Genomic DNA, 11,992 nt, shown 5'->3' on the forward strand with positions numbered 1-11,992 from the left:
ATGAAAAGAACCAAATGGACTATGTGAGATTGACTGCCATTTGTGCGCTGAGCATCGTCAGGCGTTTATAATCCGGCGTTTGCTTCGCAGAGATGTGACCCCATGCTCAAGGCCCTGTGCCAAAGCTTGTGCCTTGCCTTGCCACTGGTGGCAAATGCGCAACCGGCTTCGGTGGTGTTCCTCAACCCGGGGCTGTCCACCGAGACATTCTGGACCAGCTATACCCGCTTCATGCAGGCCGCCGCGGACGAGCTGGGCATGACCCTGCAGGTGCAATACAGCGAGCGCCGAGCCGACCTGGCACTGGCCCAGGCCCGGGCGATCCTGAGTGCGCCGCAGCGTCCGGATTACCTGGTGCTGGTCAATGAGCAGTACGTGGCACCGGAAATCCTGCGGTTGTCGCGTGGCACCGGGGTGAAACTGCTGCTGGTCAATAATGGCCTGACCGCCAGCCAGCGCCTCAGCATCGAGGCCCAGCCCGGCAAGTATGCCGAGCCACTGGGTACCTTGATGAGCAACGACGAGCAGGCAGGCTTCCAGATGTTGCACCTGATGCTCGCGCAGCTGCCTCGCGACGCAGGGCCGGTGGATCTGGTGGCTTTTGCCGGGGTCAAGACCACCCCGGCCTCGCAGTTGCGCGTTGAGGGCATGCGCCGCGCTCTGGCCGATTTCCCTCAGGTGCGCTTGCGGCAAGTGGTATACGGCGGCTGGAACCGCCAGCGCGCCTACGAGCAAGCGAAGCAGTTGCTTGAGCGTTACCCGGCCACCCGGCTGGTGTGGTCGGCCAATGATCAGATGGCCTTTGGTGCCATGCAGGCGTTCGAGGAGGCCGGGTACACGGCGGGTCGTGACGTGCTGTTCGCTGCCGTCAACAGCTCGCCCGAAGCCTTGCGCGCACGTATCGATGGGCGCTTGAGCGTGCTGATGGGTGGGCATTTCACCCTTGGCGGTTGGGCCATGGTGATGCTGCACGATGACGCCCACGGGCTGGCGTTGAACCGCGACGGCCTGCGCGAGCGCCGTGTTCCGGTATTGCAGGAAATCGATCAGGCCAAGGCCAGGCGTTGGCTGAAGCTGTTGGAAAGGGACGACTACGGCGTCGATTTTCGGCGTTACAGTGCTGAAGGGCGCCCGCCCGGTTACCGTTACCCGTTTCTGGCGTCACCGGTCGAATATTGAATGACCCTGCTTGAGGGAAGGGCATTGCTCGTCTTAACTGTTGGTGGTGAAGTGCATTCCCATAACCACTACAAGAGGCAATGCAATGGGAAACTCAACCAAGGTCCGCAAAGCTGACAGCAGCGTCGATGCCTGGGCGATCCTCTGCCTGATCGTTCTGGTGGTGGTCACTGCGGTGTATTGGGTCAGCCACCAGTGACTTGAAACTCAAGACCGTGATGTAGCAGGGCGCCTGTGGGAGGGAGTCTCGCAGGCGCTTTATTATTGCCTGTGGCCGCCTCTTCGCGGTGAAAACATATCCCTTGAGAATGGCGCGGGACCGTCGTAGGAGCGGGTTTACCCGCGAAAGGGCCGGCCCTGCTGGCCAATATCCACCCGCCGTTCACCGTTGCGGCCGCGACCGTATTCGCGGGTAAACCCGCTCCTACACACGCATCGCTGGTTGGGGAAGGGCCGTCGTAGGAGCGGGTTCACCCGCGAAAGGGCCGGGCCTGCTGGCCAATTACCACCTGCCGTTCACCGTTGCCGCCGCGACCGTATTCGCGGGTAAACCCGCTCCTACACACGCATCGCTGGTTGGACACAGGCCGCTGTAGGCGCGGGTTTACCCGCGAAGAGGCCGGCATAGGCTAGCGGGTCAGGTGCAGCGCCAATTGCACCAGGCCGATCAATACCGCAATGAACACCAGGGTGAACAGCGCCCCCAGCGTAATGAAATGGCTGGCTTTGCCGTGGGTGAAGTCGCGTGCGCGGTTTTTGCCGCTTTGCACGCCGAAGGCGGCAGCGAGGATGCTGTGCAGCATCTGCCAGAAGGTCGGGGGTTTGCCCTGGCTGGAATCGTCCATGGTGGCTCCTGGGGAAATCAGAGGCAATCAAGGACAGTGTAGGCAATGGTTGTGAGGTTGCCTGTGCCGGCCTCTTCGCGGGTAAACCCGCTCCTACAGGTCAATCACGGCCCTTGAGGCCTGTTTCATACCTGTGTGGGCGAGCCCGCGAAGAAGCCAGCGAAGTCGTTTAGCTGTCATACCCCAGGTTAGGCGCCAGCCAGCGCTCGCTTACGCTGATATCCTGGCCTTTGCGTGCGCTGTAACGTTCGATCTGGTCCTTGTCGACCTTGCCTACGGCAAAATACTTCGCCTGCGGGTGGGCGAAGTACCAGCCGCTGACCGCCGCCGCCGGGAACATCGCGAAGTGCTCGGTGAGGTACACCCCGCTTGGCCCGGTCTCACCGATGGCGGTGCCATCGAGCAGGCGGAACAGGGTTTCCTTTTCGGTGTGGTCGGGGCAGGCTGGGTAGCCCGGTGCAGGGCGGATGCCGCTGTACTGCTCCTTGATCAGCGCCTCGTTGTCCAGGTGTTCGTCGCGGGCATAGCCCCAGTGCTCTTTACGCACCTGCTCGTGCAGCCATTCGGCACAGGCTTCGGCCAGGCGGTCGGCCAGGGCCTTGACCATGATCGAGCTGTAGTCGTCGCCCTTGTCCTGGTAAGCCTTGGCCACTTCCTCGGCACCGATGCCGGCGGTGGTGATAAAACCACCTACGTAGTCGGTCACGCCGCTGTCTTTCGGTGCGACGAAGTCGGCCAGCGACCAGTTGGGCTTGCCGTCCGGCTTGATGGTCTGCTGGCGCAGATGGTGCAGGGTGGCCAGTGCCTGGCCATCTTCGCCGTAGACTTCGATGTCGTCATCGGCCACCTGGTTGGCCGGCCAGAAACCGAATACCGCGCGGGCGCTGATCAGCTTCTCGTCGATCAGCTTGTCGAGCATCTCGCGGGCATCCTTGTACAGCGCCGTAGCAGCCTCGCCAACCACCTCGTCGGTGAGGATGCGCGGGAACTTGCCGGCCAAGTCCCAGGAGATGAAGAACGGGGTCCAGTCGATGTACTCGGCCAGGGTGCGCAAATCGATGTCTTCCAGCACCTTGACGCCGGTGAAGGAGGGCACCGCTGGCTGGTAGCTGGCCCAGTCGTACTGCGGCTTGGCAGCGATCGCCTGGGCGTAGCTGAGGCGCTCGGTGCGGGCGCTGCGGTTGGCGGTGCGCTCGCGCACGTCCACGTATTCCAGGCGGGTCTTCTCGACGAAGCCCGGCTTGAGTTCTTTGGACAGCAACTGGGTGGCCACGCCGACCGCGCGCGAAGCGTCGGTGACGTAGATGACTGCGTCGTTGCTGTACTTGGGCTCGATCTTGACCGCCGTGTGCGCCTTGGAGGTGGTGGCGCCACCGATCATCAGCGGCAGTTCGAAGCCCTGGCGCTGCATTTCGCGGGCAACGTGGACCATTTCGTCCAGCGACGGGGTAATCAGGCCGGACAGGCCGATGATGTCGCACTTCTGCTCGCGGGCTGTCTGCAGGATCTTCTCCGCCGGCACCATCACGCCAAGGTCGACGATGTCGTATCCGTTACAGCCCAGCACCACGCCGACAATGTTCTTCCCGATGTCGTGCACGTCGCCTTTCACCGTGGCCATCAGGATCTTGCCCTTGGCTTCCGGCTTGTCGCCTTTTTCGGCTTCGATGAAGGGGATCAGGTGAGCAACGGCCTGTTTCATGACGCGGGCCGACTTGACCACCTGCGGCAGGAACATCTTGCCCGCGCCGAACAGGTCGCCGACCACGTTCATGCCGTTCATCAGCGGGCCTTCGATCACTTCGATGGGGCGCGCGCACTGCTGGCGGCATTCTTCGGTGTCTTCGACGATGAACGCGGTGATGCCCTTGACCAGCGCGTGCTCCAGGCGTTTTTCCACCGGCAGCGAGCGCCACTCTTCGTTTTCCACTTCCTTGGTTGCGCCGCCACCCTTGTAGTCGTCGGCGATGGCCAGCAGTGCATCGGTGCCATGCGGGGTGCGGTTGAGCACCACGTCCTCGACCTTTTCACGCAGCTGGGCCGGGATCTCGTCGTAGATCTCCAGCTGGCCGGCGTTGACGATACCCATGGTCAGGCCGTTCTGGATCGCGTGGTACAGGAACACCGAGTGGATCGCCTCACGCACCGGGTTGTTGCCACGGAACGAGAACGACACGTTGGACACGCCACCCGAGCTCAGGGCGTGGGGCAGGTGATCGCGGATATAGGCACAGGCTTCGATGAAGTCGACGGCGTAGTTGTTGTGCTCTTCGATACCGGTGGCGACGGCGAAGATGTTCGGGTCGAAGATGATGTCTTCTGGCGGGAAGCCCACTTCGTTGACCAGGATGTCATAGCTGCGCTGGCAGATTTCCTTCTTGCGCGCGGCAGTGTCGGCCTGGCCGACTTCGTCGAAAGCCATGACCACCACGGCAGCGCCATAGCGCTTGCACAGGCGGGCGTGGTGCTTGAACTGCTCGACGCCTTCCTTCATGGAAATGGAGTTGACGATGCCCTTGCCCTGGATGCACTTGAGGCCGGCTTCGATCACTTCCCACTTGGACGAGTCGATCATGATCGGTACACGCGAGATGTCCGGCTCACCCGCGATCAGGTTGAGGAACCGGACCATGGCCGCCTGGGAGTCGAGCATCCCTTCGTCCATGTTGATGTCGATTACCTGGGCGCCGGCCTCGACCTGCTGCAGGGCGACTTCCAGGGCTTCGGTATAGTTCTCTTCGCGGATCAGCCGGGCGAATTTGGCGGAACCGGTGATGTTGGTGCGCTCACCGACGTTGACGAACAGCGACTGGCGGTCGATGGTGAACGGCTCCAGGCCCGACAGGCGGCAGGCCTTGGCGATTTCCGGGAGCTCGCGCGGCTTGTACTTGGCCACGGCTTCGGCAATGGCCTGGATATGGCCTGGGGTGGTACCGCAGCAGCCGCCAATGATGTTGAGGAAGCCGCTGGCCGCGAATTCTTCGACTACCGCGGCCATCTCGGCCGGGGTTTCGTCGTACTCGCCGAAGGCGTTCGGCAGGCCGGCATTGGGGTGGGCGGACACGTGGGTGTCGGCCTTGGTGGCCAGCTCTTCCAGATACGGGCGCAGGTCCTTGGCGCCGAGGGCGCAGTTCAGGCCCACGGAAATCGGCTTGGCGTGGCGCACCGAGTTCCAGAACGCTTCGGTGGTCTGACCCGACAGGGTACGGCCGGAGGCGTCGGTGATGGTGCCGGAGATCATGATCGGCAGTTCGACGTTGTCGTCCTCGAACACTTGCTGCACGGCGAAGATCGCCGCCTTGGCGTTGAGGGTGTCGAAGATGGTTTCGATCAGGATCAGGTCGGCGCCGCCTTCGATCAAGCCGCGGGTGGCCTCGATGTAGTTTTCTACCAACTCGTCGAAGGTGACGTTGCGGAACCCAGGGTCGTTGACGTCCGGGGAAATCGAACAGGTTCGGCTGGTAGGGCCGAGCACGCCGGCAACGAAGCGCGGCTTGTCGGGCGTTTCCAGGGTCTTGGCATCGGCAACCTGGCGAGCGATGCGCGCGCCTTCGACGTTCAGCTCGTAAACCAGCGACTCCATGCCGTAGTCGGCCTGGGAAATCTGCGTGGCGTTGAAGGTGTTGGTTTCGAGAATATCGGCACCAGCATCCAGATAGGCCTTCTCGATGGCGGCGATCACGTCCGGGCGGCTGAGCAGCAACAAGTCGTTGTTACCCTTCACATCGCTTGGCCAATCGGCAAAACGCGTGCCACGATAGTCGTGTTCCTCCAGACGGTAGCTTTGGATCATAGTACCCATGCCGCCGTCGAGGATCAGGATGCGCTCTTTGAGTGCGTTCTGGAGTGCTTGGAGACGAGCGCTGCGGTCGGACATAGGAACTACCTGGTCGGGCGAATATCAGAAGGTGCCGAATCATAACAAAGCTGCGCGGTTTTTAGGCATGTCGCCCATTTGCATGAAAACTGCTCATGTTGGGCGGGTGGAGGCAGCGCAAGGCACCCAGGACGACCAGGCAACAAATCGTGATGGCTTTCAAGAACCAGGACTTTCCGCACATGGTGCATCGTATCCTTGCCGGCGCCTTCGCCTTGCTCATCAGCGGCGCGGTATTCGGGCAGGCCCCCCAGTCGAGCCCGGCTATTTCCTACACCCGGGACATTCAACCGATCTTCACCGAGAAGTGCGTGGCCTGCCACGCCTGCAACGACGCCGCCTGCCAGCTCAAGCTGGAAAGCCCTGAAGGCGCGGTACGCGGGGCCAGCAAGGTCCCGGTGTACCAGGGCGAGCGGAGCAAGGCGGTGCCCACCACGCGGCTGTTCTACGACGCACACAGCGAAGAGCAGTGGCGCAAGAAGGGCTTCTACTCGGTGCTCGACAACCAGGGTGGTCAGGCCGCGTTGATGGCGCGCATGCTGGAATTGGGCCACAAGACCCCGCTTACGCCCAACGCCAAGCTACCCGAAGAGATCGTCCTGGGCCTGAGCCGCAACAACATGTGCCCGTTGCCCCATGAATTTGACGCCTATGCCGGCGCACACCCCAAGGAGGGCATGCCGCTGGCGGTGACCGGGCTGACCGACGACGAATACGCCACCCTGCGCCGCTGGCTGGCGGCCGGTGCGCCGGTGGAGTACCAGCCGATCCAGCCTAGCGCGGCCGAAGCCAGGCAGATCGCAGAGTGGGAAGAACTGCTCAACCGCCCGGGTTCCACCGAGGCGCTGGTGGGCCGCTGGCTGTACGAGCACCTGTTTTTGGCGCACATCTATTTCGCTGGCGGCGAGCAGGGCCACTTCTTCCAGTGGGTGCGCTCGCGCACGCCAAGTGGCAAGCCGGTCGATATCATTGCCACCCGCCGCCCCAACGACCCACCGGGCACGGACTTCTACTACCGGTTGATCCCGGTGCAGGGCGTGATTGTGCACAAGACGCACATCACCTACCCGATGGGGCCGCAGAAGCTCAAGCGCGTGAAGCAGCTGTTCTATGCCGGTGACTGGCATGCTGCCGCGCTTCCGGGCTACGGCCCGCGCCACCGGGCCAATCCGTTTGAAACCTTCGAGGCGATCCCGGCGGTGGCGCGCTACCAGTTCATGCTGGATAACGCCGAGTACTTCGTGCGCACCTTCATCCGTGGCCCGGTGTGCCGCGGGCAGATTGCCACTGACGTGATCCGCGACAACTTCTGGGCGCTGTTCCAGGAGCCGGCCTTCGATCGCTACATCACCGATGCCAAGTACCGCGGCGAGGCTACCCCGCTGCTGGCCATGCCTGGTCAGATCGATGACGTGGGCAGTGTGCTGAGCCTGTGGCACGCCTATCGTGACAAGCGCAACGACTACGAGAAACTGCGCCGTGAAGCCTATGCCGAAATGCCGGCACCGAGATGGTCGACGCTGTGGGCCGGTAACGACAATGCGCTGCTGAGCATCTTCCGCCACTTCGACAGCGCATCGGTGACCAAGGGCCTGGTGGGGGATGTGCCGCTGACCGTGTGGCTGTTCGACTACCCGTTGTTCGAGCGCACGTATTACCAGCTGGCGGTCAACTTCGATGTGTATGGCAACGTTTCGCACCAGTTGCAGACGCGCCTGTACTTCGACCTGATCCGCAACGGCGCCGAGGTCAACTTCCTGCGCCTGATGCCGGCCGACCAGCGCAAGGCGATCCTTGGCGACTGGTACCAGAACAGTGGCAAGGTGAAGATGTGGATGGATTATGAAGACATCGACACCGACACCCCGAGTGGCATCAAGCTCGACCCGCGCAACCCCAAACGCGACTTTGGCCTGAAGCTGCTGCAGCGCACCGGCAGCCTGAATGCCGCACCGGACCCGATCAACCGCTGCCAGGGCGCGTTCTGCTCACGGCCGCAGATGAGCGAAGAATTCCGCAATGCCGAGCAGTCGCTCAGCCGTCTGGTGTCGCGCCCGGCGGCCGGGCTGAAGGTGATCAACCAGTTGCCCGAGGCGACCATGCTGCGTATCGAAGGGCAGGACGGCCAACGTCAGGTGTACAGCCTGCTGCGCAACCGCGCGCACAGCAACGTGGCGTTCCTGCTGGGTGAGGCGTACCGCTACCAGCCGGGGCTGGATACCCTGACCCTGTACCCGGGGGTGCTCTCCAGCTACCCGAACTTCATCTTCAACATCCCGACCAAGGATGTGCCGGAGTTCGTCGAGGACATGGAGTACGCCAAAGATGACGCGGCGAAGTTCGAGCGCATTGTCATGCGCTGGGGTGTGCGCCGCAGTCACCCGGCGTTCTGGCGCTATTTCCATGACCTGAACAGCTATATCAAGGAAACCGAACCGGTCGAGGCGGGCGTGCTGGACATGAACCGGTACGAGAACCTCTGATCGGGTTGGCTGACCTTTCCGAGTACCTTGCGGTCGGAACGGGTGGGTGGTCTTGATCGATTGCAAAAGGGGGCTGCTTTGCAGCCCTTCGCGGGTGAACCCGCTCCTACAACAGGTACGGCGCGGCTCTCAAGACTGGCGCTGGCCTCTGCACTCGATACGGGCCTCAATGCACCGCCAAGCGCAGGGTATTCCATGCTGTATTCGCTTCAGGCACTGCGGGCGTTCGCCGCCTGGGTGGTGGTCTGCCACCATTTCATGCAGATCTTCTTCGACTTCCACGCCACCGGCCCCATCGGCCAACTGCTCACCGACCGTGGCGCCGTAGGCGTCGACATCTTCTTCGTCATCAGTGGGCTGGTCATCTACCTGTCGACCCGCGACAAAACCATCAAACCATGCCAGTTCCTGCTCAATCGGGCGCTGCGCATCGTCCCTGCCTACTGGTTCTACACAGCCCTGATGGCCATGTTGCTGCTGGCATTCAGCCAATGGATGCCACATCAGGCGTTTGACTGGCGGCACCTGTTCCTGTCGCTGCTGTTCATCCCGGCGGAAAACCCAGGTGGCTATGGCCTGTACCCGACCCTGAACGTGGGCTGGACGCTGAACTTCGAGATGTTCTTCTACCTGCTGTTCGGCCTGGCCTTCCTGGTACGCCAACGGCATCACCTGCTGCTGGTGACTGCCGCTCTGTTGCTGGTCAGTGAGGTACTGGGGCGCATGGGCGTGGTCAGCCGCTTCTACAACAACGGCATCATCTACGAGTTTCTGCTGGGCATTGGTGTCGGCGTACTGTACCGCCGCGGGCTGATCCGTCAGGGGCGGTGGTTGCCGCTGGCGTTGCTGGGTGTGGCGGGCATGGCGATCTACTGTCTGGACGCTTCCCAACGCTTGCTGCACTGGGGGTTACCGAGTGCGATGGTCGTCCTGGCCTTCGTGGCCATGGAGCCGCTGTTCCAGGGCAATCGGCTGCTCAAGGCCCTTGGCGACTGTTCGTACTCGGTGTACCTGATACATGTGCTGGTGCTGTATGCCGGTTGGTTCGCCAGTGAGCGCCTGCATCTGAACCCGTTCCTGACATTTGCCCTGTGCGTGCCGTCCATTGGACTAATGTCGTGGTTCAGCTACCAGTGGCTGGAGCGCGGCCTGTACCGGCGAATGCAGGCCTGGCTGGCGGCGCAACGGGGGCCGGCCCCTGAATATGCGCTTTCCCGAGTCAATTGCTAGGACTTTGTTCGAAGGCTGGGTTGGCGTACACTTGGCCGCAAGTCTGTGAGGAACCTACATGAGCGCTATAACCATTACCGACGCCGCCCATGACTACCTGGCCGATCTGCTCTCCAAGCAGAATACGCCCGGCATCGGCATTCGCATTTTCATCACCCAGCCGGGCACCCAGTACGCCGAGACGTGCATCGCCTACTGCAAGCCGGGCGAAGAGAAGCCTGACGACACCGCCGTGGGTCTGAAAAGCTTCACTGCTTACCTGGACGCCGTCAGCGTGCCGTTCCTGGAAGACGCACTGGTCGACTACGCCACCGACCGCATGGGCGGCCAGCTGACCATCAAGGCGCCAAACGCCAAGGTGCCGATGGTCAACGAGGACAGCCCGATCAACGAGCGTATCAACTACTACCTGCAGACCGAGATCAACCCCGGCCTGGCCAGCCATGGCGGCCAGGTGAGCCTGGTGGACGTGGTCGATGACGGCATTGCCGTGCTGCAGTTCGGTGGTGGCTGCCAGGGTTGCGGCCAGGCCGATGTCACCCTGAAGGAAGGCATCGAGCGCACCCTGCTCGAGCGTATTCCGGAGCTGAAGGGCGTGCGCGACGTGACTGACCACAGCCAGAAAGAAAACGCCTACTACTGAGTTGAAGGCGGCTCCCTTAGCAACAAAGTGTTACGGTTTCAACCCCTGCGACAACAGGCCGCAGCCCGTATTCAAAGGGCTGCAGGCCATACCCGCCATGGTCGGGTAGAACCCCTCTGGGTGTCATGCCAGAATGCCCCGGTTTTTCGACCGGCCCGTCCCGAGGGCCGGCACCTTCCCTGTAAAGGATGGTTTCATGAATGATCTTTTGACCCGGCGTGCAGTTGTCGCCGGCATGGGCGTTCTCGGGCTTGGCCTGCTGGCAGGCTGCAGCCCGGCCCGGGGGCTCGAGTTCAAGTACGGCAAGAACATGAGCAACGAAATCCTCGGGCGCAAGTTCAGCCTCAAAGACCCGCAAGGTAACGTGCGCACCCTGTCGAGCTTCTACGGCAGCATGCCGATGGTCTTCTTCGGCTTCACCCAGTGCCCGGCCGTCTGCCCGACCACGCTGGCGCGGGCGGCGCAGATTCGCAAGCTGCTGAGGGGCCGCGACCGCGACCTGTTCCAGGTGGTATTCATCACCCTGGACCCGGAGCGCGACACGCCCGAGGTGCTCGATGCCTACGTCAAGGCCTTCGACCCGACGTTCACCGCGCTGACCGGCACCCCCGAGGAAATTGCCGCGGTGGCCAAGGAATTCAAGGTGTTCTACGAGAAGGTTCCGGCCGGAGACACCTACACCATTTCTCATTCGTCCACCAGCTACGTCTACGATACACGTGGCACCCTGCGCCTGAGCCTGGGTCATTCCCTGAACGCCAAGGAATGCGCCGAAGATCTGGTCACCCTGATGGAGATCTGCTGAATGTCGATGCAACCGATCAAACGCGGTTTGGCTGCCCTGGTACTGATGGGGCTGGCCCTGCCGGCCCTGGCCCAGACCACCGTGAGTGATGCCTGGGTGCGTGCCAGCGTGCCGCATCAGCAGTCCACCGGTGCGTTCATGGTCCTGACTGCCAGCAGCGACAGCAAGCTGGTGGGTGTGGCTTCGCCCGTGGCCAAGACCGTGCAGGTGCACGAGATGACCATGAACGGTGACGTGATGGGCATGCGTGAGGTCAAGGCTGTCGAATTGCCAGCCGGCAAGGCAGTGACCCTGGACTCGAATGGCCTTCATGTCATGCTGATGGGCCTGAACAATCAGGTGAAGGAGGGTGACAAAGTGCCACTGACCCTGACCATCGAGGATGCCAAGGGCGCCAAGGAAACCCTGGACGTTCAGGCACAAGTGCGTGCACTCAACGCCGACGCGGGTGGTGGGCATGATCACATGCACATGAACCACTGACAGATCAAAGGGCCGCGTTCAGCGGCCCTTTTTTTCAACTGCGCCTTTCAGCTACGAAAGCGCGGCAGCGGTCTGTCGAGGGTCAGCGACGTCAGGGTCTTTCGAACCTGGGCCTCATCGGCCTCCAGTGCCTTCAGGCTAGCGCGGATCTTGCCGGCGGCGGGCACATCGCCCTGCCGGTCGATCCAGTCGGCAATCTCCTTGCAGGCACTGCTCAGACAGGCCTGGCGCTGGTTCATCAACGACAGAAGGGTGGTGAGCTCTCTTTCGGACATGGCAGGATCCTCCATTCAGCCTTGTCAGTGTAGCAGAGGGTTGGCCAGGCTCTTGCGGCCTTTGCAAAGCGCGCTGCGGCAGCTGCCAGTGGCTGCTCTTGCGGCGCAGTAACAACTCGTTACTTATAAACGGCATGTTTAAAGTTGATGCTCGTGCCGTGCAAGGGATTCA

At 62.1% G+C, this 11,992-nt stretch carries 9 protein-coding genes; 6 read left to right on the top strand and 3 right to left on the bottom strand.

Features of this window, described 5'->3' with window-relative positions; all coding sequences use genetic code 11:
- Window positions 1-102 precede the first annotated feature (102 nt).
- Entirely contained in the window at window positions 103-1,179 is a 1,077-nt protein-coding gene (locus AA098_RS10650) for an ABC transporter substrate-binding protein (RefSeq protein ID WP_004575747.1), read from the top strand.
- A 629-nt stretch (window positions 1,180-1,808) separates the two neighbouring features.
- On the opposite strand, the gene AA098_RS10655 is transcribed toward AA098_RS10650, so the two are convergent.
- Window positions 1,809-2,024 carry a DUF2970 domain-containing protein gene (locus AA098_RS10655; RefSeq protein WP_003250401.1) on the bottom strand — a complete coding sequence of 72 codons (216 nt, stop codon included), beginning with the start codon at window positions 2,022-2,024 and terminating at the stop codon, window positions 1,809-1,811.
- A 169-nt stretch (window positions 2,025-2,193) separates the two neighbouring features.
- A complete protein-coding gene (gene metH / locus AA098_RS10660; RefSeq protein ID WP_047604036.1) occupies window positions 2,194-5,901 on the bottom strand; it encodes a methionine synthase in 3,708 nt (1,235 codons plus the stop codon).
- Between the two features lie 182 nt (window positions 5,902-6,083).
- On the opposite strand from metH, the gene AA098_RS10665 reads away from it, so the two are divergent.
- The 5 genes from AA098_RS10665 to AA098_RS10685 all read left to right on the top strand — a co-directional run bounded on the left by AA098_RS10665 (window position 6,084) and on the right by AA098_RS10685 (window position 11,545).
- The gene (locus AA098_RS10665; RefSeq protein ID WP_004573786.1) at window positions 6,084-8,384 is read left to right on the top strand and encodes a fatty acid cis/trans isomerase; all 2,301 of its coding nucleotides are present in this window, start codon (window positions 6,084-6,086) and stop codon (window positions 8,382-8,384) included.
- Between the two features lie 195 nt (window positions 8,385-8,579).
- Window positions 8,580-9,614 carry an acyltransferase gene (locus AA098_RS10670; RefSeq protein WP_064614204.1) on the top strand — a complete coding sequence of 345 codons (1,035 nt, stop codon included), beginning with the start codon at window positions 8,580-8,582 and terminating at the stop codon, window positions 9,612-9,614.
- A 58-nt stretch (window positions 9,615-9,672) separates the two neighbouring features.
- On the top strand, window positions 9,673-10,257 hold the full coding sequence (nfuA, locus tag AA098_RS10675; protein ID WP_003250416.1) for a Fe-S biogenesis protein NfuA: 585 nt from the start codon (window positions 9,673-9,675) through the stop codon (window positions 10,255-10,257).
- Window positions 10,258-10,453: 196 nt separating this feature from the next.
- The gene (locus tag AA098_RS10680; RefSeq protein ID WP_003250418.1) at window positions 10,454-11,062 is read left to right on the top strand and encodes an SCO family protein; all 609 of its coding nucleotides are present in this window, start codon (window positions 10,454-10,456) and stop codon (window positions 11,060-11,062) included.
- Entirely contained in the window at window positions 11,063-11,545 is a 483-nt protein-coding gene (locus tag AA098_RS10685; RefSeq protein WP_064614205.1) for a copper chaperone PCu(A)C, read from the top strand. It abuts the gene before it with no gap.
- Between the two features lie 47 nt (window positions 11,546-11,592).
- Here the strand turns inward: AA098_RS10685 and AA098_RS10690 are convergent, their stop codons facing one another.
- The gene (locus tag AA098_RS10690; RefSeq protein ID WP_003250422.1) at window positions 11,593-11,820 is read right to left on the bottom strand and encodes a hypothetical protein; all 228 of its coding nucleotides are present in this window, start codon (window positions 11,818-11,820) and stop codon (window positions 11,593-11,595) included.
- Window positions 11,821-11,992: the final 172 nt, after the last annotated feature.

Source organism: Pseudomonas sp. JY-Q, from assembly GCF_001655295.1.
In the GTDB taxonomy this organism is placed as follows: domain Bacteria; phylum Pseudomonadota; class Gammaproteobacteria; order Pseudomonadales; family Pseudomonadaceae; genus Aquipseudomonas; species Aquipseudomonas alloputida.